The organism is Methylobacterium sp. Gmos1 (genome assembly GCF_053764715.1).
This window is the reverse complement of the sequence record NZ_JBSNCC010000003.1, coordinates 350597-375019: the sequence shown is the minus strand read 5'-3', so window position 1 is coordinate 375019 and position 24423 is coordinate 350597. Positions and strand designations below refer to the sequence as shown.

At 72.2% G+C, this 24423-nt stretch carries 27 protein-coding genes; 12 read left to right on the top strand and 15 right to left on the bottom strand.

Going from position 1 to position 24423, the window contains the following annotated elements:
* Positions 1–92 precede the first annotated feature (92 nt).
* The 3 genes from ACS5PV_RS07910 to ACS5PV_RS07900 all read left to right on the top strand — a co-directional run bounded on the left by ACS5PV_RS07910 (position 93) and on the right by ACS5PV_RS07900 (position 2071).
* Entirely contained in the window at positions 93–887 is a 795-nt protein-coding gene (locus ACS5PV_RS07910; RefSeq protein ID WP_455394786.1) for a Crp/Fnr family transcriptional regulator, read from the top strand.
* The gene (locus tag ACS5PV_RS07905) at positions 874–1149 is read left to right on the top strand and encodes a hypothetical protein (protein WP_455394785.1); all 276 of its coding nucleotides are present in this window, start codon (positions 874–876) and stop codon (positions 1147–1149) included. Before ACS5PV_RS07910 ends, ACS5PV_RS07905 begins: the two co-directional genes overlap by 14 nt.
* Before the next feature lie 82 nt (positions 1150–1231).
* Complete coding sequence (locus ACS5PV_RS07900; RefSeq protein ID WP_455394784.1) at positions 1232–2071, top strand: substrate-binding domain-containing protein; 840 nt, start codon at positions 1232–1234, stop codon at positions 2069–2071.
* A 2-nt stretch (positions 2072–2073) separates the two neighbouring features.
* On the opposite strand, the gene ACS5PV_RS07895 is transcribed toward ACS5PV_RS07900, so the two are convergent.
* A complete protein-coding gene (locus ACS5PV_RS07895; protein ID WP_455394783.1) occupies positions 2074–2778 on the bottom strand; it encodes an ABC transporter permease in 705 nt (234 codons plus the stop codon).
* A gap of 119 nt (positions 2779–2897) precedes the next feature.
* Between ACS5PV_RS07895 and ACS5PV_RS07890 the strand changes: the two genes are divergently transcribed.
* The 3 genes from ACS5PV_RS07890 to serA all read left to right on the top strand — a co-directional run bounded on the left by ACS5PV_RS07890 (position 2898) and on the right by serA (position 6361).
* Complete coding sequence (locus tag ACS5PV_RS07890; protein ID WP_455394782.1) at positions 2898–3119, top strand: hypothetical protein; 222 nt, start codon at positions 2898–2900, stop codon at positions 3117–3119.
* Between the two features lie 83 nt (positions 3120–3202).
* Positions 3203–4375, top strand: coding sequence for a phosphoserine transaminase (locus ACS5PV_RS07885; protein WP_455394781.1), 1173 nt, complete (start codon positions 3203–3205; stop codon positions 4373–4375).
* Positions 4376–4762: 387 nt separating this feature from the next.
* Complete coding sequence (gene serA / locus ACS5PV_RS07880) at positions 4763–6361, top strand: phosphoglycerate dehydrogenase (protein WP_455394780.1); 1599 nt, start codon at positions 4763–4765, stop codon at positions 6359–6361.
* A 40-nt stretch (positions 6362–6401) separates the two neighbouring features.
* On the opposite strand, the gene ACS5PV_RS07875 is transcribed toward serA, so the two are convergent.
* Positions 6402–6791 carry a type II toxin-antitoxin system VapC family toxin gene (locus ACS5PV_RS07875; RefSeq protein WP_455394779.1) on the bottom strand — a complete coding sequence of 130 codons (390 nt, stop codon included), beginning with the start codon at positions 6789–6791 and terminating at the stop codon, positions 6402–6404.
* A complete protein-coding gene (locus ACS5PV_RS07870; protein WP_455394778.1) occupies positions 6788–6943 on the bottom strand; it encodes a hypothetical protein in 156 nt (51 codons plus the stop codon). The genes ACS5PV_RS07875 and ACS5PV_RS07870 overlap by 4 nt, the downstream gene beginning before the upstream one ends.
* 523 nt (positions 6944–7466) lie before the next feature.
* Here ACS5PV_RS07870 and mtnA point away from each other — a divergent pair.
* Complete coding sequence (gene mtnA, locus ACS5PV_RS07865) at positions 7467–8564, top strand: S-methyl-5-thioribose-1-phosphate isomerase (protein WP_455394777.1); 1098 nt, start codon at positions 7467–7469, stop codon at positions 8562–8564.
* Between the two features lie 24 nt (positions 8565–8588).
* Here mtnA and ACS5PV_RS07860 read toward each other — a convergent pair whose 3' ends face one another.
* On the bottom strand, positions 8589–9977 hold the full coding sequence (locus ACS5PV_RS07860; protein ID WP_455394776.1) for a deoxyribodipyrimidine photo-lyase: 1389 nt from the start codon (positions 9975–9977) through the stop codon (positions 8589–8591).
* A 381-nt stretch (positions 9978–10358) separates the two neighbouring features.
* On the opposite strand from ACS5PV_RS07860, the gene ACS5PV_RS07855 reads away from it, so the two are divergent.
* Complete coding sequence (locus ACS5PV_RS07855) at positions 10359–10550, top strand: hypothetical protein (RefSeq protein ID WP_048429329.1); 192 nt, start codon at positions 10359–10361, stop codon at positions 10548–10550.
* Positions 10551–10668: 118 nt separating this feature from the next.
* Here the strand turns inward: ACS5PV_RS07855 and ACS5PV_RS07850 are convergent, their stop codons facing one another.
* Positions 10669–11754, bottom strand: coding sequence for a TRAP transporter substrate-binding protein (locus tag ACS5PV_RS07850; protein ID WP_455394775.1), 1086 nt, complete (start codon positions 11752–11754; stop codon positions 10669–10671).
* A gap of 200 nt (positions 11755–11954) precedes the next feature.
* On the opposite strand from ACS5PV_RS07850, the gene ACS5PV_RS07845 reads away from it, so the two are divergent.
* Positions 11955–12536, top strand: coding sequence for a tyrosine phosphatase family protein (locus ACS5PV_RS07845; RefSeq protein WP_455394774.1), 582 nt, complete (start codon positions 11955–11957; stop codon positions 12534–12536).
* Positions 12537–12682: 146 nt separating this feature from the next.
* Here ACS5PV_RS07845 and ACS5PV_RS07840 read toward each other — a convergent pair whose 3' ends face one another.
* The gene (locus tag ACS5PV_RS07840) at positions 12683–13480 is read right to left on the bottom strand and encodes a Cof-type HAD-IIB family hydrolase (protein ID WP_455394773.1); all 798 of its coding nucleotides are present in this window, start codon (positions 13478–13480) and stop codon (positions 12683–12685) included.
* Between the two features lie 54 nt (positions 13481–13534).
* A complete protein-coding gene (locus tag ACS5PV_RS07835) occupies positions 13535–14797 on the bottom strand; it encodes an alpha/beta fold hydrolase (RefSeq protein ID WP_455394772.1) in 1263 nt (420 codons plus the stop codon).
* Between the two features lie 252 nt (positions 14798–15049).
* Between ACS5PV_RS07835 and ACS5PV_RS07830 the strand changes: the two genes are divergently transcribed.
* Positions 15050–16219 (top strand): polysaccharide biosynthesis/export family protein, encoded by a 1170-nt coding sequence (locus ACS5PV_RS07830; protein WP_455394771.1) that lies wholly within the window; start codon positions 15050–15052, stop codon positions 16217–16219.
* 39 nt (positions 16220–16258) lie between these two features.
* On the opposite strand, the gene ACS5PV_RS07825 is transcribed toward ACS5PV_RS07830, so the two are convergent.
* On the bottom strand, positions 16259–17227 hold the full coding sequence (locus tag ACS5PV_RS07825; protein ID WP_455394770.1) for a D-2-hydroxyacid dehydrogenase family protein: 969 nt from the start codon (positions 17225–17227) through the stop codon (positions 16259–16261).
* A gap of 245 nt (positions 17228–17472) precedes the next feature.
* On the opposite strand from ACS5PV_RS07825, the gene ACS5PV_RS07820 reads away from it, so the two are divergent.
* Positions 17473–18582 carry a branched-chain amino acid ABC transporter substrate-binding protein gene (locus ACS5PV_RS07820; RefSeq protein ID WP_455394769.1) on the top strand — a complete coding sequence of 370 codons (1110 nt, stop codon included), beginning with the start codon at positions 17473–17475 and terminating at the stop codon, positions 18580–18582.
* Between the two features lie 86 nt (positions 18583–18668).
* On the opposite strand, the gene ACS5PV_RS07815 is transcribed toward ACS5PV_RS07820, so the two are convergent.
* From ACS5PV_RS07815 to pdxH, 7 genes are all read right to left on the bottom strand, one after another.
* Complete coding sequence (locus ACS5PV_RS07815; RefSeq protein ID WP_455394768.1) at positions 18669–19757, bottom strand: spore photoproduct lyase family protein; 1089 nt, start codon at positions 19755–19757, stop codon at positions 18669–18671.
* Positions 19758–19812: 55 nt separating this feature from the next.
* Complete coding sequence (locus tag ACS5PV_RS07810) at positions 19813–20082, bottom strand: hypothetical protein (RefSeq protein WP_455394767.1); 270 nt, start codon at positions 20080–20082, stop codon at positions 19813–19815.
* A 195-nt stretch (positions 20083–20277) separates the two neighbouring features.
* Positions 20278–20712, bottom strand: a complete 435-nt coding sequence (locus ACS5PV_RS07805; protein WP_455394766.1) for a TIGR02301 family protein — start codon at positions 20710–20712, stop codon at positions 20278–20280.
* On the bottom strand, positions 20709–21173 hold the full coding sequence (locus ACS5PV_RS07800) for an NUDIX hydrolase (protein WP_455394765.1): 465 nt from the start codon (positions 21171–21173) through the stop codon (positions 20709–20711). The genes ACS5PV_RS07805 and ACS5PV_RS07800 overlap by 4 nt, the downstream gene beginning before the upstream one ends.
* The gene (locus ACS5PV_RS07795) at positions 21170–22189 is read right to left on the bottom strand and encodes a hypothetical protein (protein WP_455394764.1); all 1020 of its coding nucleotides are present in this window, start codon (positions 22187–22189) and stop codon (positions 21170–21172) included. The genes ACS5PV_RS07800 and ACS5PV_RS07795 overlap by 4 nt, the downstream gene beginning before the upstream one ends.
* The gene (locus tag ACS5PV_RS07790; protein WP_455395006.1) at positions 22182–22904 is read right to left on the bottom strand and encodes an SDR family NAD(P)-dependent oxidoreductase; all 723 of its coding nucleotides are present in this window, start codon (positions 22902–22904) and stop codon (positions 22182–22184) included. The genes ACS5PV_RS07795 and ACS5PV_RS07790 overlap by 8 nt, the downstream gene beginning before the upstream one ends.
* 163 nt (positions 22905–23067) lie before the next feature.
* Positions 23068–23676 (bottom strand): pyridoxamine 5'-phosphate oxidase, encoded by a 609-nt coding sequence (pdxH, locus tag ACS5PV_RS07785; protein WP_455394763.1) that lies wholly within the window; start codon positions 23674–23676, stop codon positions 23068–23070.
* A gap of 176 nt (positions 23677–23852) precedes the next feature.
* Here pdxH and ACS5PV_RS07780 point away from each other — a divergent pair, with 176 nt between their 5' ends.
* A complete protein-coding gene (locus ACS5PV_RS07780) occupies positions 23853–24302 on the top strand; it encodes an RT0821/Lpp0805 family surface protein (RefSeq protein WP_455394762.1) in 450 nt (149 codons plus the stop codon).
* Positions 24303–24423 lie beyond the last annotated feature (121 nt).

Genomic DNA, 24423 nt, shown 5'->3' with positions numbered 1-24423 from the left:
CGAGGGGGCGGCCCTTCCTAGAGCCCGTCCGCTGCCGGGCTCCCGCCCCGCGCGTCCCGCCTCGCGACGCCTTCTCGGACCGCCCCGCCCCCATGTCCGATTCCGCCCGCTACCTGCTGCACCGGCCCGAGATCCTGGAGGCCCTGCACCGGGGCGAGGCGGTCCTCGACCGGTTGATGGAGGGTTCGGGCCGCCTCTACCCGGCCGGCCGCGTGCTGGTGGAGCCAGACAGCCCGAACACCACGATTTTCCGCCTGCGCAAGGGCTGGGTCGGCCGCCTGCGCACCCTGGAGGACGGGCGCAGCCAGTTCATCCTGATCTTCCTGCCCGGCGACCTCTTCGCGGTCAAAAGCCTGTTCGTCACCCACAGCCCGGACGCGGTCCAGGCCCTGTCCGAGGTGCTGGTCGAGCAGGTCGACCACCGCACCCTGCGCGCGGCCTACGAGCGCGATTCCGACCTCGCCACCCGCTGCATGTGGCAGGTGATCGAGGAGGAGCGCCGGCTGCACAACTGGATCGTCGGTCTCGGCCGCGGCAGCGCCGACGAGCGCCTGGCGATGCTGCTGGTCGATTTTCGCGGCCGGCTGATCCTGTCGGGCGTGCTGCCGCCCGACGCGCTGGCCTACGACCTGCCGATGACCCAGGAGCAGATCGGCGATCATCTCGGCATCTCGAACGTGCACGTCAACCGGGTGCTGCGGGCGTTCCGGGAGGAGGGCATCGTCACCATGCGCGGGCGCCGGGTGACGATCGGCGACCTCGACGCCCTGGTGCGCCTCGCCGCGCCGCTCCTCGACCTGTCCGAGCGCGGCCGCTCGGAATTCGTCGGGACGCGGGAGGCGGAGGCCGGCGACGCGGGGAAGGGCGGCGCCGATGCCGGCCGCTGAGAACGAGGGGAACCGGGACGGAATGGAGCAGGTCGCCGCGGGCCAGGCCGCCCTGATGCTGGTCGAGAGCCTGATGCTCGCCCTCGTCGAGTGCAGGGTCCTGCCCTCGGCCGAACTGGTCGAGGCGGTCGAGACCGTGATCGAGACCAAGCGGCGCCTGGCCGAGGACGGGCACGAGCCGGAGATCGCGGCCCGGGCCGCCGCGATGCTCACCACCATCGCCAACAGCCTCGCGGCGGCGGGGCCGATGACGAAGGACTGAGCCTGTGCGGGCCGATGCACCCTGGCGCCAAGCCTGTGCCGCGGGGTATCGCAGGACGAAAGTCCCCCACCGGAGCCCGTCCGTGAGCCGCCCGTTCCCGCGCCGCCTCGTCCTCGTCGCCCTCCTCGCCGTCGCGCCCGCCCTCGGGCGGTCCGCCGCCGCGCAGGAGCGGGCGATCACGCTCGCGTCGACCACCTCCACCGAGCAATCGGGCCTCTTCGGCCACCTGCTGCCGATCTTCCAGCGCGAGACCGGCATCGGCGTGCGCGTCGTCGCGGTCGGCACCGGCCAGGCGCTCGCCATCGGCGCCAAGGGCGACGCCGACGCGCTCCTCGTCCACGACCGGCCCGGCGAGGACAAGTTCGTGGCCGAGGGCCACGGCCTCGACCGCCGCGACGTGATGGCGAACGACTTCGTGATCGTCGGGCCCAAGGCCGACCCGGCCGGCCTCGGGGGCGGGCGCGACGCCGCGGAGGCGCTGGCCCGCATCGCCCGCGCCAAGGCGCCCTTCGCCAGCCGCGGCGACGACAGCGGCACCAACCGCACCGAACTGCGCCTGTGGAAGAAGGCCGGCATCGAGGCGCGAGGATTGGGCGCAAGCTACCGCGAGCTCGGCCAGGGCATGGGCCCGACGCTGAACGCTGCCGCCGCGATGGACGCCTACACCCTGACCGACCGGGCGACCTGGGCGAGCTTCAAGAACCGCCAGAACCTCGTGATCCTGGTCCAGGGCGACCCCGCCCTGTTCAACCCCTACGGCTCGATCCTGGTCAATCCGGCCAAGAATCCGCAGATCCACGCGGCCGATGCCAAGATCTGGCACGAGTGGCTGACCTCGGAGCGCGGCCGGGCGGCGATCGCCTCGTTCAAGATCAACGGCGAGCAGCTGTTCTTCCCGACCGGGACGATGCCGAGCCAGTAGCCTCAACCCCTGGGCAGCGCCGCCACCCGGCTGATTCCGAAGGCGGCGGCGCTCACCACCAGGGTCAGGCTGACGAGGACGAGCCCGAGGCCGAGTGCGAGCGCGAGGTCGCCGCGGCTCGTCTCCAGCGCGATGCTGGTCGTCATGGTGCGGGTGTAGCCGCGGATGTTGCCCCCCACCATCAGGATCGCGCCGACCTCGGCGATGGCCCGCCCGAACGCCGCCAGGAACGCGGTGACGAGGGGGGCGGGCGCCATCGCGAGCAGGATCGGGACCGCACGGGCCGCGCCGACCCCGTCCACCCTGAGCGCGTCGCCGTATTCCGCCCACAAGGCCTCGCAGGAGCGGTGCGAGAGCGCCGCTACGATCGGCAGGGCGAGCGCCCCTTGGGCGATCACCATCGCGCCGGGGGTGAAGAGCAGGCCGAGGCTCCCGAGTGGCCCCGAGCGCGAGACCAGCAGATAGAGCACCAGCCCGACCACCACCGGCGGCAGGCCGAGCAGCGCGTTGACGAGGACGAGGAGCGCGCCCCGCCCGGGAAACCGCGTCGCGGCGATGAACGCTCCGAGGGGGGCACCGAGGACGAAGCCGAGTCCGGCCGCGGTCAGGCTGACGCGCAGCGACAGGCCGACGATGGCGACGAGATCGGCGTCCAGCTGCAGGATCATCGCGACCGCCAGCCCCAGGGCGCGCCCGAACTCGTCCATCTCACCTCCACCTCACGCGTGGCCCGCGCCCGTCCTATCCGGGCCGGCCGGCCCGTGCCATAGTGCGGGCGGTCCCGCGAGGCCCGCCTCCGCCGGACCCGAGCCGGGAGGGCGCCGCCATGCCAGCGGCTCATCCGCTCCGCGAGACGGAGCTCGAGATGGTCCTGCGCCACGTCATCGAGGGCGAGTGCCGGGTCGTGCGCCAGCGCGCCCTGGTGGCGCGCCTCGCACCGTCGGGCGGCCAGACCGCCGCCCTCGCCGAGGCGCTGCTCGCCGATTTCCAGGCGACGCTGGAGGCTCACCGCGCCCACCTCGCGCGGCTGATACCGCCGCAGGGTTGACGCCGCGTCCGGCCTGGAGCATCCGAGACGGCGGGACACCTCTCCCCACCGAGAGGCGCCCATCTGGAAGGATGGACACCAGCATGACGACGACCCGCCCCGCGGCGCGCCCGCGCGCGCCCTTCTTCTCGTCCGGACCCTGCGCCAAGCGCCCCGGCTGGACGCTCAACGCCCTCTCCGACGCGGCGCTCGGGCGCTCGCACCGGGCCAAGCTCGGCAAGGCCAAGCTCAAGCAGGCCATCGACCTCACCCGCACGGTGCTCCAGGTCCCGGCGGATTACCGCATCGGCATCGTGCCGGCTTCCGACACCGGCGCCGTCGAGATGGCGATGTGGTCGCTGCTCGGCGCCCGCCCGGTCGACATGCTGGCCTGGGAATCCTTCGGCGAGACCTGGGTCACCGACGCGATTAAGCAGCTCAAGCTCGACGCCCGCGTCATCAAGGCGCCCTACGGCCGCCTGCCCGACCTCTCGACCGTCGACACCCGCACCCGCGACGTGGTGTTCACCTGGAACGGCACCACCTCGGGCGTGCGCGTGCCGGATGCCGACTGGATCGCCGCCGACCGCGAGGGGCTGACGATCTGCGACGCCACCTCGGCGGCCTTCGCGCAGGATCTCGACTGGGCCAAGCTCGATGTCGTGACCTTCTCCTGGCAGAAGGTGCTCGGCGGCGAGGCGGCGCACGGCATGCTGATCCTCTCGCCCCGCGCCGTCGCGCGGCTGGAGAGCCACGTCCCGGCCTGGCCGATGCCGAAGATCTTCCGCATGACCAAGGGCGGCAAGCTGATCGAGGGCATCTTCCAGGGCGAGACCATCAACACGCCCTCGATGCTGGCGGTCGAGGACTACATCGACGCGCTGCTCTGGGCCGAGACGCTCGGCGGATTGCCGGCCCTGCGGGCGCGCGCCGACCGCAATGCCGGCGTGATCGCCGACTGGGTGGCTCGTACCCCCTGGATCGCGAACCTCGCCGAGGATCCGAAGACCGCCTCCAACACCAGCGTCTGCCTGGTGGTGAGCGACCCCGACGTGGTCGGGCGCGGCCCCGACGCGGTGGCGGCGGTCGCCAAGGGCATCGCCACCAGCCTCGAGCGCGAGGGCGTCGCCTTCGACATCGGCGCGTACCGCGACGCGCCTCCGGGCCTGCGGATCTGGTGCGGCGCCACCATCGAGGCCTCGGATCTCGAGGCCCTGACGCCGTGGCTCGACTGGGCCTTCGCCCAGGAGAAGGCCCGCCTGACGAAGGCGGCCTGACACCGCCATCGTCGCAATTCGGCGCCGGAGCCCCGCATGAGCGGGAGCCGGCGTCGGCGGGGCGAGCCGCGACAATCACACTTGGCGGATAAGGCGCGGGTTTCTCCTCTCCCCGCGGGCGGGGAGAGGGCTCCGGCGACCTTGTTGTCGACGGAGCTAGCGCAGGCGCAGCCGGAGCGAGGGTGAGGGGGGCTCGACGAGTGAGACCCATCCGGAGATACCCCCTCACCCTCGGCTGACGCCTCGCTGTGCCCCCGACGAGGGGGCACAGCCCTCTCCCCGCCCGGCGGGGAGAGGCGGTATGCGCGCGAACCGGTGTGACTCGCGAGCCCCCGGCCGACCCGCTCCTCTACGCGAGGCGATGGCGCGACCCCATTCGAGGCCGCCATGCCCACCACACCCAAAAAAGTCCTGATCTCCGACACCCTCTCGCCCGCCGCCGTCGCGATCTTCCGCGAGCGCGGGATCCAGGCCGATCTCCGCCCGGAGCTCGGCAAGGACAAGGAGGCGCTCGCCGCGGCCATCGCCGACTACGACGGCCTCGCCGTCCGCTCGACCACGAAGGTCTCGGCCGCCCTGCTGGAGCGCGCGAAGAACCTCACGGTGATCGGGCGCGCCGGCATCGGCGTCGACACGATCGACGTGCCGGCCGCGACCTCCCGCGGCGTGATCGTGATGAACACGCCGCACGGCAACGCGGTCACCACGGCCGAGCACGCCATCGCGCTGATGCTGTCGCTCGCCCGCCAGATCCCTCAGGCCGACGCCTCGACGCAAGGAGGGCGCTGGGAGAAGAACCGCTTCCTCGGCATCGAGCTCACCGCCAAGACCCTCGGCGTGATCGGGTGCGGCAATATCGGGGCGATCGTCGCCGACCGCGGCATCGGCCTGCGCATGCGGGTGATCGCCTACGACCCGTTCCTGACCCCGGAGCGCGCCGTGGCGCTCGGCGTCGAGAAGGTGGAGCTCGACGAGCTGTTGCGGCGGGCCGACGTCATCACCCTGCACGTGCCGCTGACCGACAAGACCCGCAACATCCTCTCGGCGGAGGCGCTGGCGCGCGTAAAGCCCGGGGTGCGCATCGTCAATTGCGCCCGCGGCGGCCTCGTCGACGAGGTGGCGTTGCGGGCGGCCCTCGATTCTGGCCACGTCGCGGGCGCGGCCTTCGACGTGTTCACCGAGGAGCCGGCCAAGGACAACGTGCTGTTCGGTCATCCCAACATGGTCTGCACGCCGCATCTCGGCGCCTCGACCACCGAGGCGCAGGAGAACGTGGCGCTCCAGGTCGCCGAGCAGATGGCCGATTACCTGCTGCACGGCGCGATCCGCAACGCGGTCAACTTCCCGTCGATCTCCGCCGAGGAGGCGCCGCGGCTGCGGCCCTACGTGACGCTCGCCGAGCAGCTGGGCTCGTTCCTCGGCCAGCTCACCGAGGCGCCGATCCGCGGCATCCGCCTCGTCTACGAGGGCGAGGCGGCGGAGCTGAACACCCGGGCGCTGACCGCCGCGGCGGTGACCGGCGCGCTCAGGCCGTTCCTGGAGGGCGTCAACATGGTCTCGGCGATGGAGGTGGCGCGTGCCCGCGGCATCCAGGTCGAGACCGCGACCCGCACCACGGTGGAAGGGCCCTACGCCTCGCGCCTGCACGTCACGGTCGAGGCCGAGGACATGCCGCGCGACGCCGCCGGCACGGTGTTCGGCGACGGCCGCCCGCGCTTCGTCGAGATCCGCGGCATCGCGCTCGAGGCCGCGGTGGCCCCCCACATGCTCTACATCCGCAACGCCGACCAGCCCGGCTTCATCGGCCGCTTCGGCACGCTGATGGGCGAGGCCGGCGTCAACGTCGCCACCTTCCACCTCGGCCGCGACCGCCCCGGCGGCGACGCGATCTGCTTTGCCGCCGTCGACGAGCCGGTCTCGCCCGACCTGCTCGGGGCGATCGAGGCGATCCCGCAGGTGAAGCGGGCCCGAGCGGTGCGGTTCTGAGCGGGAGCGGGGTGGGAGGCGGATCGGCCTCCCGCCCGTTTCACCGAATGGATTCAACCGCGACGCTTGCGACCGCTGCGATGTCGCCCCAGCGCCGCTCGGCGGTCAGTGCGGTTGCGGCATTCCGTCTGGCCAGGGCCAGGCAGTAGCGGTCGCCCAGTGACAAGCCGAGACGCACGGTGAGCGGCCGCAGCATGCCGGCGGAGACGGACAGGTCGGCATCGGCCGGCACGACCCTGATCGGAAGCGGCCGCAGCATCGCCTCGATCTCGGCGCGTGCCGCACCGAGCTTGGCATAGTGGCTGACGACTTCCGCCCAGTTCACCGCACTCATGGCGGAGTCGTCGATGACAGCCTTGACGCGGTCCGCGCCCGGCTCGTCGAGCAACAGCGCGAGCAGGGCCGAAGCGTCCAGAACGAAGCCGCTCATTCGGCCCCAGTGTCGTCGGCGCGCGCCGCGAGGAAATCGTCGACCGAGGCACCGGCCTGGCCTGCGACGAGACGGCGGCTGATCGCCTGCGCCTGGGCGACGGCCTGGTCGAGCGTGCGCAGCACGATCGCGTCGCCGGTATCCTCGACCAACACCTCTCCGCCGCGCGCGAGTCCATGCCTCTCACGCAAGGTCGCAGGAAGGCTGAGGCTTCCATCGGGCAGTACCATGGCCTTCATGGCGATCCCCTGATCCTGATCGGACTCTAGAGCATTTTCCGACGAAGTGGATACCGGTTCGTCGTAGAAAATGCGTCACAATCAAAGACCTTGAGAGCTTCGCGATTGCAAGGCGATCATGAAGTGCTCAAGCATGCCTGAACCATCCCGGCTCGCGTCCTCGGCAGCATGCGGGACGCGCCTTCTGCTTGGTCGGCTCGCCCGAACAGCCGAACACGATGTGACGCAGCTGCGTTCGGTGGCAACGGGGATCGACGTGGTCGCACGCGAGGTCATCCAGCGTTACAGCACTGCTCTGGGTGAACTCGCGAGGTCGTCGGGCGGCAGCTCCGACCGGGAAACGGCACGGACGAGGCTGCTTGACTGCGCGGCCTGCACGCGCTGAGCCCCGCCCGCCGGTCTCCCGCTCCACGCCTTTCGTGCTAGAACCCCGCCCATGAAGATCGACGGCCGCCACTACCGCACCATCTTCCCCGCGCCCGACGGCGAGGGGATCTGCGTCATCGACCAGACCCGCCTGCCCTTCGCCTTCGAGACGAAGACGCTGAGGAGCGAGGCGGAGGCGGCCGTCGCGATCCGCACGATGATCGTGCGCGGCGCGCCGCTCATCGGCGCCACGGCCGCCTACGGGCTGGCGCTGGCGATGCGGGAAGACCCCTCCGACCGCAATCTCGACGGAGCGCGGGCGCGTCTCGCCGCGACGCGGCCGACGGCGATCAACCTGGCCTGGGCCCTCGACCGGGTGGCGGCGCTGCTCCAGCCTCTCTCGCTGCCTGAGCGCGAGGCCGCGGCCTTCGCGGAGGCCGCCCGCATCGCCGACGAGGACGTGGCGAGCTGCCGGGCGATCGGCGAGCACGGCGCGGCGCTGATCGCGGACATCGCCCGTCGCAAGCCAGGGCCGGTCAACGTGCTCACCCATTGCAACGCCGGCTGGCTCGCCACCGTCGACTGGGGCACGGCGCTCGCGCCGATCTACGTCGCGCACGATGCCGGCCTGCCCGTCCACGTCTGGGTCGACGAGACCCGGCCGCGCAACCAGGGCGCGGCGCTCACCGCCTACGAGCTCAACGCCCACGGCGTGCCGCACACCGTCATCGCCGACAATGCCGGCGGCCACCTGATGCAGCACGGACAGGTCGATCTCTGCATCGTCGGCTCGGACCGCACCACCTCGACCGGCGACGTCTGCAACAAGATCGGCACCTACCTGAAGGCACTCGCCGCCCGCGATTGCGGCGTGCCGTTCTACGCCGCGCTGCCGTTCTCGACCATCGACTGGACGCTGACCGACGGCGTCGCCGGCATCCCGATCGAGGAGCGCGACGCCCGCGAGGTGACGCACCTGACCGGCCGCACCGATGACGGCGCCTTCGCCACCGTGGCGGTGGTCTCGCCCGGCAGCCCGGTGGCGAACCCCGCCTTCGACGTGACGCCGGCGCGCCTCGTCACCGGGATCATCACCGAGCGCGGCGTCGCGCAGGCGACGCCGGAGGGGTTGCTCGGGCTGTATCCGGAGCGGCGGGCGGCGGCCTGACACGCGATCCGGACGCCGCCCGCCTCACGCCTCCTCCGCCGCGCACAGCTCGTCCACCGCCGCCAGGTAGGCCTTGGCGTCGAATTTCTTCAGGGTGTTCTGACCGAGATAGCGCACGGTGCCGAACACCTTGCGCCGGCCCCACGGCCGGTCGTGCAGGCCGAACAGCCAGGCGACGTTGGTGAAGGAATTCGGATCGCGCCCGTCGAGGAAGTAGCGGTTGTTGAGCGCTAGGGTCACCGCGAAGGCCTGTTCCGGCGAGGGCGACCATTCGAGGATCTTCTTGCCCCAGTACATGCGCAGGTGGTTGTGCATGTAGCCGGTGACGCGCATCTCGCGCATCGCGGCGTTCCAGTACTCGTCGTGGGTCCGCCCCTCCGCCAGGGCCGCCTCGTCGTAGAGGTGCGGGCGGGGGTCGCCGGCGTGCTCGGCCAGCGCTTTGCGGGACCAGTCCGGCAGCGCCGTCTCGTACCTGTCGTAGCCCGGATTGGTGTGGACGTGGTTCATCGCCAGTTCGCGCCGGACGATCAGCTCCTCCAGGAATGCCGCCCGGTCCTCCGGCCCGCCGGTCTTCGCCGCCTGCACCTTGAGGGCGGCCGCCACCGGCGAGATCTGGCCGAAATGCAGGTAGGGGCTCAGATGCGAGGCCGCCCCGGCTTCCGGCCGGTTGCGCACCGTGCCGTATTCGGCGAACGGCCCGGCGAGGTAGGCCTCTAACCGGCGATAGGCTTCCGTCTCGCCGCCGCGGAAGCGCCGCACCGGCGGCACGTCCCGGTCGAGGGTCATCGCGGCGAGCGCCGCGTCGGGATCCGAGACATCGATGTCGCTCTTCAGATGCAGGTCGTTGGCCGGGTGCTTGACCTTCCGCACCCGCAACGGTGCGAGATAGGGCTCCCAGGTCCGGTGCAGCTTCGGCCGTAGCGTCCGGGCGGCGAATTCGTGCTTGTTCGACGCGACATCGACCGGCACCACGACGTCGCCCTCGACCTGGATCAGGCGGCCGTCGAAGTTCTTCTCGATTTCAGCGTACCAGCTTTTCTGGATCGTTAGGTAGCCGCGGTCGAGGATCAGCATCGCGGCCTTTTTGCCCAGGGTCAGGGCGGCCTTGGCTGGGGTGGCGCGGCGCAGCACGAAGGCGATGCCGCGGCGCTCCAGGCCCGCCTTGGCGTCGCAGAGCCCTTGGAGCAGGAAGGCATAGTGGCGGGCATTGGCCTCGGGGAAGTGGGCGCCGCCGTCGAGCAGGCCGAACCCCGCCACCACCGGAAGGCCTAGGCGGTTGGCCTCCTCCACGGCGTATTCCAGCGCCGGGTTGTCGCGGCTGCGCATGCCCTGCTGCATCAGGTAGAGCACGTAGGCGCCGTCCCGCGGCGCCTCGTCCTTCAGAACCCGGATCCGCCCCGCCTGAATCGCCATCGCCCGCGCCCCCCGTCAGGCGTGGGAAACTAGGCCGTGGCGGGGCTTGGTCCAGCGGCCGGACGATGCTGCCCGCCAAAGCGGCAGCGCTGCCGATAATCGCGCCTTGCCATCCGGCAGGGCACATTTAAGTTGTTGCGGTGCGGGAGCGCGATGGCGTCGCGCTCCCGCTGCCCTCCTTGGGCGTTTCCTCCCTAGACTTCGGGCCGCCTGAAAAGGTGGCCTTTTTTCTTGGGCTCATCTCTCGTGCCGGGGATCCGACCGGTCCCGCCCGCGCATCCGGTGGAGCTTATGGCCGCGCTCCGCGTTGTCCCCCCGTGCGCTGGCCCGCCTCGTGCATCGTAGGGCGATCGGAGCCGAGCGTGAGGGAGCGGTCGAGCGATGCGGCAATTCACTTTGCGGGTCGAGGAGAGCGGCGAAGGCCTCGTCTGCATCACCAGCCCGGAGATCAAGAGCTTGTTCGTGGCCGACGAGACGCTCGCCGGCGCGCTGGAGGCGGTGCCGAGCGTGGTGCGGGCGCTGATGCGCGAGGAAGGGCGCGGCACCCTGCCAGGCGAGGAGGCCGCCGAGTAGGTGCCTCCCCGGCGGACTTGCGTCGGCGGGCCGACGCCGCGTCCGCTCGGATCACGGGTCCGTCGCAGATGTCGCAGAACCGGCCAGCTCTGCGACACCTGCTCAGGCAGCGCGCGGATCAGCCCCGCGCCCGCGCCCGGATCATGAAGTTGTCGTAGGTGTACTCGGCAACCTGGAACCAGAGGTATTCCTCATTGCGAAAGGTCTTCAGTGCGTCGTAGATGCGCTTGAAGTCCGGGTTCTTGGCGCCGAGCTCGGCGTAGAGGTCGTTCGCCGCCTTGAGGGCGGCCTCCATCACCTCCTGCGGGAAGGGGCGCAGCTGCGCGCCGCCGCCGACGAGCCGGCGCAGGGCGGCCGGGTTGCGCGCGTCGTACTTGGCCTGGAGGTCGCCGTTGACGCTCGCCGCCGCGCCTTGCGCGATCGCCCGGTAGGCCTTCGGCAGTTCGGCCCATTTCTGGGCGTTGAACCAGAAGTGCAGCATAGCGCCGCCCTCCCAGAAGCCCGGATAATAGTAGAACGGCGCCACCTTGTTGAGGCCGAGCTTCTCGTCGTCGTAGGGGCCGATCCACTCTGCGGCGTCGAGGGTCTTTCCTTCGAGGGCGGCGTAGAGGTCGGCGCCCGGCGTCGTCTGGGTGGCGACGCCGAGCCGGGAGAGCACCTGCGCGCCGAGGCCGGCGATGCGGAAGCGCAGGCCCTGCAGGTCGGCAGTCGTCTTCACCTCGCGCCGGAACCAGCCGCCCATCTGGGTGCCGGTATTGCCGCCGGGGAGGGCGTAGAGCTTGCTCTTTGCAAAGATCTCGTTGAACAGGTCGAGCGCCCCGCCCTGGAGCATCCAGGCGTTCTGCTGGCGGGCGTTGAGGCCGAAGGGGATGGCTGTGGCGAGGGCGAAGGTCGGGTCGCGGCCGACCTCGTAATAGGCCGCCGAGTAGGCCATCTCCACGGTGCCGGCCCCAACCGAATCGAGCAGTGCCGGCGACTCGCCCCCGGGCGCCGCCGCGACCTCGATCTGGAAGCGGTTGTCCGTCGCCTCGGCGACGAGGCGGGCGAACAGCTCGGCGGCGCCGTAGAGGGCGTCGAGGTTGCGCGGGAAGGCCGAGTGCAGGCGCCAGCGCAGCTCGGGCGCGCCCTGCGCCACGGCCGGGGCCGCCACGGCGGCGCTGCCGGCGAGGCCGATGCCGGCCGTCAGGATGTCGCGACGCTTCATGCTCTCCTCGATCGGCGCAAGATGCCTGCCTTGCGGATCACAGGTAGCGCGCTTTGCGCGAAAGGGCACCGGGGCCGGTACGCCTGCCGCACGGGAAGACCCCGTGCGGGATCATGGATCTCGTGCCGGCTGCGGCCCTGTGCTAACCCGAAAACATCCCGCGGCGGGATCCCCGCCGCCCGCCGGAGCGCGACCCGACCGTGAAGCCCGAACCGATCTCCCTGCACACGGTCTGCGGCCTGGAGGAGCTGGGCCACCACTCGACCCGCGGCGTCACCCACGTGCTGTCGATCCTCGACCCGGCCTGGCCCGAGCCCGAGGCCTTCGGCGGCTACGACGCGCATCACCGCACCACCTTGCGCTTCCACGACATCATCGAGCCGACGGAGGGTCAGGTCCTGCCCGAGCGCCGGGACGTCGAGGCGATCCTGCGCTTCGGCGAGGAACTCGCCGCCGAGACCGCGCGGCGCAAGACGCACCTCCTGATCCACTGCCACGCCGGCATCTCCCGCTCCACCGCCGCGATGACGATGCTGCTCGGCCAGGCCCACCCGGACCTCGACGCGCAGGCGGTCGTCACCAAGGTCCACGACTTGCGCGAGAAGGCCTGGCCCAACGCCCGCCTGATCGCCTTCGCGGACGAGGCGCTGGGCTACGACGGCAGCCTGAACGAGGCGGTGCGCCGGCTCCACGCCGAACAGCTGCGGGTGCGGCCGCACCTCGTCGAGCTGATGCGGGGGTTGGGACGCGGGCGGGAGGTGGATGCGGCGCTGGCGAGCTAGGCGCCCGGCCAGGCGTGGCGCCTGACCACGGGATGTAAATCTATCCCCTCCACCACCTCAAGATGAGGTGGTGGAGGGGATGAGCCGGGGGTAATGGAGAACACGATGTCTCACGGCTGAGCTGCCGTGGACGACGCATCACCGCATCACCGCAGCACGAACCGCTCGATCGCCTCCGCGAACCCCTCCGCCTCGTTCGTCGCCGTCACCTCGCTCGCCGCCCGCTTCACCGCCTCGCTGGCATTCCCCATGGCGATCGACAGGCCGGCGCGGGCGAACATCGCGGTGTCGTTCGCCATGTCGCCGAGCACCGCCACCTCGGCGAGGGGCATGCCCAGCTCCCCGGCGATCCGTGCCACGAAGTGGCCCTTGTCGACGTGGGGCGGGGTGACGTCGAGGTAGTAGGCCTGCGAGCGGTGGACCGCCGCGCCGTCGCCGATCTCCTCCGCCAGACTTGGTTCGAGGGCGGCGAGGAGGGCGTGGTCGCGGGAGACGCCGACGAGCTTCGCCGCGCGGGCGAGATGCGGCGCGAGGTCGTCGACCACCCTGGGATCGGCCTGGAGGGTGCGGCGCTCGAGGTCGGTGTAGGGGCCGTCCGGGTCGGTGAGGAGCCACGCGCCCTCGGAGAAGACCCAGAGGTCGACCCCCGCCGCGGACAGGCGTGAGGCGGCCGTTCGCGCGGCATCCTCGGGGATCAGCGTCTCGTCGACGAGCGAGAGGTCGGGCCGCACCACCGTCGAGCCGTTGAAGGCGCCCATCGGCAGGGTCAGCCCGAGCGGCGCGATGAGGGGGCGCAGGCCGACCGGCGGGCGGCTCGAGGCCAGCGTGAAGGCGATGCCGCGCTCGCGCAGGGCGTCGACGGCGCGGATTGCCCGCTCGGTCAGCCGCTTGTCGCCGGTGACGAGGGTCCCGTCGACGTCGGTGACCACGAGGGAAATGGACAAGCGGCAGCCTCCTCAGATCTCACGCGCTCGGATCTCGGCATCAGATTTCGGCACTCAGATCTCTCTGTGCACCGGCACCGGCTCGGGGGCGGCCTCGGGCCGTAGCGGGACGATCTCGGGATGCAGCACCCGCTCGCGCAGACCTTGCGGCCCGAGCGTCAGGGCGAAGAAGTCGTACTCGCCCGGCAGGTCGTTGGCCATCAGGAACTGGAAGTGCATCCGGAACGGCCGGAACGAGATCCGCCGATAGACGTCCGGGACGATGATCTCGCGGAACTTCGTCGAGCGGATCAGCGGGTTGCGCACCGGGCCCTTCGGCGCCTCGCCGAGGTCGCGGGCGGGGTTGAAGCCCGGGAAGTTCATCCAGTCCTGCGGCGCCTGGTAGTCGGTCCAGACCAGCCGCGCGCTCGCGACGAGGCGCATCACGTCGGCCCGCACCCGGCGCGCCCGCGGGTTGATGGTGACGAGGGGCAGCCCGGCTCCGAGGGTCAGGAGCGACAGGCGCGGCGTCGCCGGAATGTCCCGCTCCAGCACCCGCGCGGCGACCTCGGCGGCGGTGAGGCCGCCCGAGGAATGGCCGACGATCATCACCTCGTCGACCTCGCGCGCCCGGCAGACGCCCGCGACGTGGTCGGCGAACAGGGCCAGGCGCGCCTCGTAGTCGGACCGCCAGCCGTTGCTGTGCTGCCAGTTGAACACCCAGTCGTTGATGAGCTGGCGCAGGAAGATCCGGTCGAGGAGCGGGGTGGCGGCGAGAACGAGGCCGATCCCGGCGAGCGCCCCGAGCGCGCCGGAGGCGAGGCCCGGCAGCCAGCCGGCGAGGAGCCGCGCGACGCCGGTGCCGAGGAGCGCCGCGAGCCCGCCTAAGATCACCGTCATGCCGAAGGGGTAGAGGATGACGTTGCCGTACTTCCAGTTCAGGCCGTAGAGCCGGAAGAGCTTGCCCGTCACGAGGCTGTGCAGGATGCCGACGGTTAAAAGCGCCATCGAGGCGATCAGCGGCCGGCGGAAATCCGCCCGCACGAGGTCGTCCCACAGGAGCACCTCGTAGGTGGTGCGGGTCTCGCGGCCCGGCCGCCCGGCCTCCACGGTCCAGGTCTGCACCAGGCCGTCGGGCCGGGTCTCGGCCCGGGTGATCGCCTTGCCTCCGATATCGAAGCGCTTGGCGTAGCGGGTGAACTCGCGGGCGAACAGCGCCCGGTAGCGCTTGCCCGAATCCGGGTCGTAGCCCGGCAGGTAGACGACGTGGCGCCGCCGCACCGGCCCTGGATCCTGTGCGGCCGCCTCGGGCGGCGTATAGCCGATCTGTGTGGTCATCTCTGCCCTGTCATCCGCGCCGAGCCTTCCGCCTGTCATCCACGCCACGCCATCCTGGCGCCGCGATTTGGTAACCCTTGTCGTGCTTACACGACACGACGAAGGCCGCGCCCGGTCCCTTTTGCCCTGTGTCTAGCGGGGAAGGCGGCGCCGGGGGAGGGCTCCCGGAGGCACTGTGACACGGGGGCCACGGACAGGGGGCCCGACTCAGGCTAGGGACCACTCTCAAGGTAAGGACGAGCACTCTCGCTGATGCGCGCACTCCCGATCGCCCTCTGCACCGCGCTCGCGGTCTCGGGCTGCTCCAACTTCCTGCCGGCGGCCGGGCCGACGGCCGGCGCGGTCGAGTCGGGCGCCGGTGTCGCCACCGACCAGGGCCTGCTCGCCCGCTACGAGATCGTCGACGTCAACGCCGCCGTGGTCGAGGCCCTGCGCGGCCGGCCCCTCGACAGCCTGCTCGCCTCCTTCGGCGACCGCCGCCCCTCCGTCGAGCCGGTGATCGGCGTCGGCGACACCGTGGCGGTGACCATCTACGAGGCCAGCACCGGCGGCCTGTTCTCCGGCTCCCTGTCGATCGACCGGTTCTCCTCCGGCTCGAAATCGGCCACCATCCCGCCCCAGGTCGTCACGCGCGACGGCGCCATCACGGTGCCGTATGCCGGTCGCATCCAGGTGGCGGGCAAGCGCGTCCAGGACGTGCAGACCCAGATCGAGCAGGAGCTCGCCGGCAAGGCGATCGAGCCGCAGGTGATCGTCACCGTGGTCCAGCCGACCAGCACCGCCGTGACGGTGACCGGCGAGGTGACGGCGGGCGCCCGCCTGCCGCTGTCGACCAAGGGCGACCGGCTGCTCGACGTCGTCGCCTCCGCCGGCGGTGTGCGCGCGCCGGTCTCCGAGACCTTCGTGCGGCTGTCGCGCGGCTCCACCACCGCGACGGTGCCGCTGACCGCCATCGTCTCGAACCCGCGCGAGAACATCTTCCTGCGCCCGGGCGACACCCTGACGCTGGTGCGCGACCCCCAGACCTTCCTGGCGGTGGGCGCGCTCGGCGCCCAGGCCGAGATCCCGTTCGCCGCCGAGGGCATCACGCTCGCCCAGGCGCTCGCCAAGGCCCGCGGCCTCGCCGACCTCCAGGCCGACCCGGCCGGCGTGTTCATCTTCCGGTTCGAGCCGGCCTCGGTGGTGCGCCGCCTGCGCCCGGGCAGCCCGCTCCTGTCCTCGAACTTCGTGCCGGTGGTCTACCGGATCAACATGCGCGATCCCAACAGCCTGTTCGTCTCGCAGGCGTTCCGGATGCGCAACCGCGACCTCGTCTACGTCTCGAACGCGCCCTTCACCGAGGTCCAGAAGGTGCTCGGCGTGTTCTCGACCATCACCGCGCCGGTCACGGCCGGCGCCGCGGTCTATTCCGGCGTGCGGTAAGGGCGAGGGGCGGGCGCCGCGGCGCCCGCCCCGTCGCGTTCAGGCCGTCACCACCCGCACCGGCGCGCCCCGGCGCCAGGCGGCGATCGCCTCGACGGTGTCCTCGTAGAACATCCGGAACGTGCTCTGCGTGACGTAGCCGAGATGCGGCGTCAGCACCGCGTTCGGCAGCCGGCGCAGGGGATGGTCGGCGGGCAGGGGCTCCCGGTCGAACACGTCGAGCCCGGCGCGGATCCGGCCCTCGCGCAAGCCCGCCACCAGCGCCGCCTCGTCGATCAGCGGGCCGCGGGAGGTGTTGATCAGGATCGCGCCCTTTCGCATCCGGGCGATCTCGGCCTCGCCCACGATGCCGCGGGTCGCGGGCGCCAGCACCATGTGCAGGCTGACGACGTCGCTTCCCGCGAACAGGGCCTCGCGCGTGACGAGGCTGGCGCCGCCGGCCTCGGCCCGCTCAGGGGTCAGGTTCGGGCTCCACGCCGTCACCCGCATCCCGAGCGCCTTGCCCACCGCCGCGACCCGGGCGCCGATGCGCCCGAGGCCGAGGAGCCCGAGGGTCTTGCCCTCCAGGCCCTCGCCCAGCGTCTCCTGCCAGCGCCCACCGGCCATGTTGGCGAATTCCCGCGGCAGGTTGCGGGCGCAGGCCAGCATCAGCGCGACCGTGAGCTCGGCGGTGGCGATGCCGCCCTCGCCATTGCGGGTGTTGCAGACGGTGATGCCGCGGGCGGAGAGCGCCGCGACGTCGACCGACGGGTTGCGCCCGCCGGTGAACACCACGAGCCGCAGGTTCGGCAGGGCCGCGATGAGTTCGGCGTCGAGCGGCATGCGCTCCCGCATCAGGCACAGCACCGCGTAGGGCGCGAGCCGCGCGGCGGCGTCGGCCCGCGGCACCGGCTCGGAGAAGAACTCCACCGCCACCTCGGGCCCGAGGCCGCCCCAATCGGCGAGGCCGGCGGCCACGCCCTGGTAGTCGTCGAGCACCGCGACCCGGATGCCGTCATCATGTGCCATCGCGCGAAATCCTCCCTGGAACTTTCCATATCCGGCGCCGGACGGGCGTTCCAGCCGGGGCGTCCGTGCTATGCTCGCCGCAGCACCCTGACGCGCCGCGCGCCCCTTGCGTCCCCGCGGGCCCTCACCCGATAGAGCGGGCGCCCCCGCGGGTCCGTGCGGACAAGTGGGCGGCGGCCGTGCTAAGCGGCCGGACGAGCGAGGCCGGAGGACGGAGTGGTTCGAACGATGCGGGAGCGCCGGGGATGACGCGCACCAGGGCTGTCGCCGCCCTGTGGCTGGCGATCGGAGCGCTGCTGACCGGGGTGGGTGCTGCCCGCGCCGACGTGACCGTCGGGGTCGCGGTGCCGCGCACCGGCGCGATCGCCGGCATCGGCGAGCAGGTGCTCCAGGGCGTGCAGGCGGCCGTGCGGGACGCCAACGCCCGCGGCGGCATTGCCGGAGAGCCGATCGTGCTCGACGTGCAGGACGATGCCTGCGACCCCGGCCAGGCGGTGGCGGTGGCCGAGCGCTTCGTGCGCCAGGGCGTGCGGCTGGTGATCGGCCACGTCTGCTCCAGCGCCTCGCTCGCGGCCTCCGACGTCTACGCGGCGGCGGGCGCGGTGATGATCAGCCCGGCCTCCAACGCCGCGCGCCTGACCGATCGCGGCCTGCCGACCATCTTCCGGGTCTCCGGCCGCGAGGACGACCAGGGCCGGCTCTCGGCCACGATCCTGGCCGAGCGCTTCCGCGACAAGAAGATCGCGATCCTCTACGACGACACGCCCTTGTCGCGGAACCTCGCCGAGTCGACCAAGGCCAACCTGAACAAGATCGGCCAGAACGAGACCCTGTTCGCGTCGATCGTCCCAGGTCAGACCGACGACGCGGCGCTGGTGAAGCGCCTCCAGGGGGCGGGGATCGAGGTGGTCTATTACGGCGGCCACTACCAGGAGATGGGCAAGCTGGTGCGCAAGGCCGCGGAGGCCGGCTATCGCCCGCAATGGTTCGGCACCTCCGGCATCGCCACCAAGGAGTTCGGGGCGCTGGCGGGTCCGGCGAGCGACGGCGTGCTGATGACCTTCAACCCGGACCTGCGCCGCAAGCCGGAGGCGGCGGCCGCCGTGAAGGCGCTCCAGGCCGACGGGATCGACCCCGCCGGCTTCACCCTCTACGGCTACGCCGCGCTCCAGGCCCTCGTCGAGGCCGGCAACTTCGCCAAGTCCACCGACCCGAAGGCCATCGCCGAGACCCTGCATTCGGAGCGCTTCACCCTGGTGCTCGGCAATGTCGGCTTCGACCAGAAGGGCGACGTGACGGCGCCGGGCTACGTGCTCTACGTCTGGCGCGACGGGGTGTTCACCTACGCGAACTGAGAGCTCGTGACCGTTGTTCCAATTTGAACGGACACCGATCGCGAGCCGCTGGTTTTACATCGATGATGGTTCAGGCCGAACCTGCATCACGTCCAGTACAGCACCCGCGCCGCCGGCAGCCGCTCCGCCAGGTCCCGCGTCAGGCACTGCCGCATCTCCCGCATCAGCTCGGCCGGGAACACGTACTTCACCGACCCGAACTTGGTGAGCTTGCGGCTGCGCTCGTCCTCCCGCATCGGCAGGTCGGAGCCCGGATACCAGCCCGTCAGCACCTCCTTCGAGCCGGGGGTGAAGCGGTGGGTGATGAGTTCCGCGGTGAGGTCGAGGTCGGCGACGCCGTCGAGGGCGTCGGCGACCTGGGCGAACAGGTCGGCATAGGCCGCGCGCCAGTCCGGCACGGGGAGAATCGGCGCGACCGTGAGCCCGACCGGATAGCCGGCGCGGGCGACCGCCCCCATCGCGGCGAAGCGCTCGCGCAAGGGAGCGGTGCCGCCCTCGTAGCGGGCCGCCGCCGCGGCGTTGACCGAGAAGCGCAGCCGGGTGCGGCGGCGGTGGTCCAGGCCGAGCAGCGGCTCGACCGCCGCGAACTTGGTGGTGGCGCGTAGAGAGACCGGTGCGTCCCAGGCGCCGAAATGCCGGATCGCCGCCGAGAGCGAGCCGGTCAGGTGCTCGATGCCGAGGGGATCGGTGTAGCAGGACGCCTCGAAGGTCGTGCCCTCGTGCGCGCGCTCCGGGCTCGCCGAGGTGACGCCGCCCTGGCCGACATAGGCCGCGAGGTTGTCCAGGATCTCGGGCAGGTTGGCATAGACCCGGGTCACCGGAGGCCCCGAGAGCGAGCCGGCGAGGTAGCAGTACTGGCAATGCGCCGGGCAGCCCTCGGCGAGGTCGACGCGCCAGTCGGCGCTCGGCGGGATCGGCTGCAGCTTCAGCTTGGTCGGCGGCGCGACTACCACCGCGAGGGTGTTCTTCGCCTCGACGTAGGCCCGGCGCGGGTCCGGGTGGCGCAGGCCGGTGAGGCGGTTGCCGGGCAACGCCTCGACGGGAAGCCCGAGCGCCTCGGCGCGGGCCATGATCGCCCGGCCGTGGGCGTGCTCCCGCGCCGCCGCGGTGACGACGACCCGGCGCGGGCGCCAGAGGCGGGCCGTGCGGGCGGGGGCGGGATCGTGGGCGGTCATGCCCGGCGAACGCGCAGGGCCCGCCTCCGGGTCCCGCGCGTTCGCCGGGCGAGGGTCAATGCCGGCCTTGCGGGCGGACCGTGTAGGTGCCGCCGCGGATCCGCTCCGGGAAGCCCTCGGCGTAGCGGGCGGTGGCCTCCTCGCCGTAGGTCTGGACCAGCTCCTGGAAGGCCGCGAACAGGGCGGCCTGGGCCATGCAGTCGCCGTCGATCCCGTCCAGGCAACCTTCCGCGAAGGCCTCCGAGACGTAGCTCAGGGCGGCGCGCTTCGCGTCCTGGTCGGACTCGATCGCGGTGTGGGGGTCGTAGGTTTCGAACTCGGTCATCGACAGCCTTGAGATCGGGTCTCTGGTGAGAACGGCGGTCTCGAATCCGCAGCGGCCTCGTGGGATGCCCCGATTCATAGGCCCTCGCCCGGCGGCGGGCCAGCAAGGAATTGCGAAGAGGTTAACGGCGCCACGAGAATGCCTCGCTCCTCGACGCCGGCGCCACAGCGTGGCGCGCCTGCAACAGAAGCCCGGTCAGCCGCCGAAGCGCCCGGCAAGCGCGACCGACAGGCGCTCGCCCTCGGCGATGAAGCGGGTCGCGGCCTCGACCGCCGAGGGCGTGCAGACCCGGTAGGTCACGGCGTAGCCGCCATAGCCGCGGTTGTAGGCCCCGGCGAGGCGGTCGCGCCGGCCCGGGCTGGTGCCCTCGGCATCGAGCAGGGCCTTCATCCGGGCCGGCCATTCGGGCGCGTCCGGGTTGCCGCACAATTCGCGCAGGAAGCTCAGCGCCCCGATGATCTCCGACAGGCGCAGGAGGTCGCGGTCGTAGGGCGCCGGCGCGTCGACCGGCGGGGGAGGGGCGGGGGCCTCCTTCTCCGGGGGCTTCGGGGCGGCGGGCTTCGGCCGGGTCTGGGCGAGCGCCGGGGCCGCCGCGACGAGGCAGGCGGCCAGGAAGAGGTTAAGCCTCATGCCTCGCCCTCGATCGCCGCGAGGGCCTGGGCGATCACCCTGTGCAGCCCATCGGTGGTCGGCAGCTCGCGCGCCTCCGCGGGCGTCACCCAGCGCAAGTCCAGGGCCTCCGGCCCGGTCGTCGGCTCGCCGGAGCGCCAGCGGGCGGCATGGGGATGGATCACGAAGTGGAACAGCACCGCGCCGTCGGCGTCGCGCTCGATCACCTCAAGGGGATCGAGATGCGCGACCACCTCGGCCACCACGCCGACCTCCTCGTGCAGCTCGCGCAACGCCGCCTCGGCCAGGGTCTCGCCGACCTCGACCTGGCCGCCGGGCAGGGTGTAGATCCCGCGCATCGGCGCCTGGCCGCGGGCGGCGAGCAGCACCCGTCCGTCGCGCACCACCGCCGCGGAGGCGGCGAGGAAGGGGCGCAGCGGATGGCGGCGGCGCCAGGCCGCGTCCTCGGCATCCGCGCTCAAGGCCGCGCATCCCCATCCTGCACCACGGCGAGCCGCCCGTCGGCGAGCGCCACCACGATCCGGTTGCCGAGCACCGCGAGGCCGGCCCCGACCGGCGCCGGCAAGGTCGCCCGCGCCCGCTCGGACAGGTTTTTCAGCGAGACGTAGGCCAGCGCGGCGCGGTCGCGCGACGCCACCACCAGCTCGCCCCCGAGGGCGGCGCCGGGAGCCGCGTATCCCTTGCCGTCCGGGCTCTGTCCCCCTTGCGCCTGCCGGGCCGGCTTGCCGCCGGCGAGGCTCCACTGCTCGAGCCGGCCGTCCTCGCCGCGCACCAGCACGGCCCCCGGCGCCGGGCCCGGCAGGTCGGCCGCGAGGGCGGTGGGGCCGGGCTCGGGCGGGGTTTCGGCGCGTACCCTCCAGGCGCCATCCTGGCGCCCGATCAGCGCCAGGCCGGTGCCCTCCGGATGCTCGCCGAGAGCCAGCAGGTGGAGCGCACCGTCGATCTCGACCGGCCGCAGGGTGTCGGCGGAAAACACCGCGCCGGCGCCCGGCGGCACCGTCGCGGTCGCGACCGGCACCGGCTTCGGGTCGGCGCTCATCGCGACCTTCTGGCGCTCGCGCACGGTCACGCCGGCCGCACCCGGGCGCCCGTCCGGGGCCCGGCTCGGGCCCGACAGATAGGCGCTGACCGGCCCGGCCAGCACCCGGCGCGTGCCCGGCAGCGCGCCCTTGGGCGTCTCGCCGGCGGTCAGGCCCTCGATCGCGTCGAGGGGCAGCGGCACCACCGCGACCGCGTCGCCGGACAGGGTGAGGACGGCCGCGCCGCCCTCGCCCCACACCACGGCGACCGGGCCGGCCTTCCGCGGCAGCTGCGGCAGCCCGGCGGTGGTGACGGCGAGCGCCGCCTCGCTGCCTGCGTCGCGCAGCTGCGCCACCCGGAACGGCAGGTCGAGGAGGCTGACCCGCGGCTCGGCGGCGGCGGGTGCGGCCGGCAGCAGGAGGGCGAGCGCGAGACCGAGCGCCCGCCGCTCAGACATGCTGGCCGCCGTTGATGTGCAGCTCGGCGCCGTTCACGTAGGACGAGGCCTCGGTGCACAGGAAGTAGATCGCCTTGGCGACCTCGTCGGGGGTGCCGAGCCGCCGCTGCGGGATCTGCGCCACCAGCTTGTCGGTGCCCGGCGACAGGATCGAGGTGTCGATCTCGCCCGGCGAGATCGCGTTCACCCGCACGCCCAGCGGCCCGAAATCCGAGGCCATCTCGCGGGTCAGGCCGGCGAGCGCCGCCTTCGAGGTGGCGTAGGCCGCCCCCGCGAACGGATGGACGCGCGAGCCGGCGATCGACGTCACGTTGACGATCGAGCCGCGCGCCCGGGTCAGCTCCCCGCATAGGCCGCGGGCGAGCAGGATGGGTGCGAAGAAATTGACCTGGAACACCCGCTGCCAGTCGGAGAACGGGGTGTCGATGGCGCCGAGCCGCGCGCCGCCCGCCCCTTTCGGCGAGATGCCGGCATTGTTGACGAGGGCGTGCAGGAGCCCGCCCTCGGCCTCCAGCCGCCCGGCCACCTCGCGCACGGCGCGGACCGTGTCCTCCGGGTCGGCGAGGTCGACCTGGAGGTGGTCCTCCGGCCCCATCTCCCACGGACAGTTCTCCGGGAAGGGGTGGCGCGAGCAGGTGATGACGCGCCAGCCCGCCGCCGAGAAGCGCTTGACGGTGGCGTGGCCGATGCCCCGGCTCGCACCGGTGAGCAGCATCACGCGGCGGCGTTCGTTCGACGGATGGGCCACGGCCGTTCCTCGGGATGTCCGGTGCGGGGCGCCGGCAAAGGGGCTAGCGCGGCGCGAAGAGCGTCAGGGTAGGGCCCCCGGCCCCGGAAATCCAGGGCTCGCCGCGCCGCAGCAAAGCTCGGACACGCGTTCAGGGATACAGCCGGTTGCCCTGCCAGCCCTCGCCCCGGCGGGTGAAGCGCACCCGGTCGTGCAGGCGGTAGGCGCCGTCCTGCCAGAACTCCATCGTCACCGGGGCGATGCGGTAGCCGGTCCAGTGGGGCGGGCGCGCCACAGTCTCGCCGGGAAAGCGCGCGCCGACCTCCTGCACCGCCCGCATCAGGGTCTCGCGGCTGTCGAGGGGCTGCGATTGCCGGCTCGCCCAGGCGCCGAGGCGGCTGTCGCGGGCGCGGGTGGCGAAGTAGGCGTCGGCCTCCGCGTCCTCGACCTTCGTCACGGTCCCGCGGGCCCGCACCTGGCGGCGCAGGCTCTTCCAGTGCAGCACGATCGCGGCGCGCGGGTTGGCCGAGAGCTCCTGCCCCTTCATCGACAGGGTGTTGGTGTAGAACACGAACCCGCGCTCGTCGGCGTCCTTCAGGAGCACGATGCGCACGTCCGGCAGCCCGTCGGCGTCGCAGGTGGCGAGCGCCATGGCGTTCGGATCCTCGGGCTCCGAGGCCTGTGCGTCGGCAAACCATTGCCGGAACAGCGCCCAGGGATCCGGGTTCTGGGTGAAATCATCTTTCGTTAACCCGTCCACGGCATCGTCCTTACCCAAGTGGCTCTGGTGCCCGACCGGCTTCTGCCCGATCGGCTCCTGGCCCGTGTGACAACCGGAACCGGGGGCGGGCCGGCGTCGCATCCTCATGCGTCGCGGCGGGCCGCCCGGTCGTGAGAACAGGTGTAATGCGTCGCGGTGCGTGTAAAGTCGGTTCGGTGACGCTCGGGCTCGTCGTCGCGGCGAGTGCCGTCTCGGGCGTCCTGGCGATCGGCGGCTGCAGCCAGCCGCTCATCATGTTCGCGCCCCAGGTCGATGCGGCGCCGCCGGAGCCCGAGAGCACCGGCAGCATCGAGCCTGCGGCTCCCAGAAGCTTCGGCCCGGACCTCTCCGGCGAGGATTGGCGCCGCGCCAAGGCGGCCTTGTCCGTCGCCCTCGATCCGCAGGGCAACGGCCAGCCGGTGAAGTGGGACAACCCGGATTCGGGAATGCGCGGCATGGTCAACCCGACCGGGCTGCCCTTCGTGAAGAACGACGAGATCTGCCGCGGCTTCCTCGCCTCGGTGATCGGGCCCGGCGGCAACCGCTTCGTGCGCGGCACCGGCTGCCGGCCCTCGGGCGGCGCCTGGGAGCTGAAGAGCGTGAAGACCACGACGAAGGCGGGGTGAGGCGGGGATCGGGACGCGGGTGCGCCCTTCTCCGAGAACCGGATCACCCTCGAGCCCGATGCGCCGTGGCGCCGTCGCGGGAAGTGACGTAACCTCGCCTCTTCCTGCGCCGCCTGCGTTG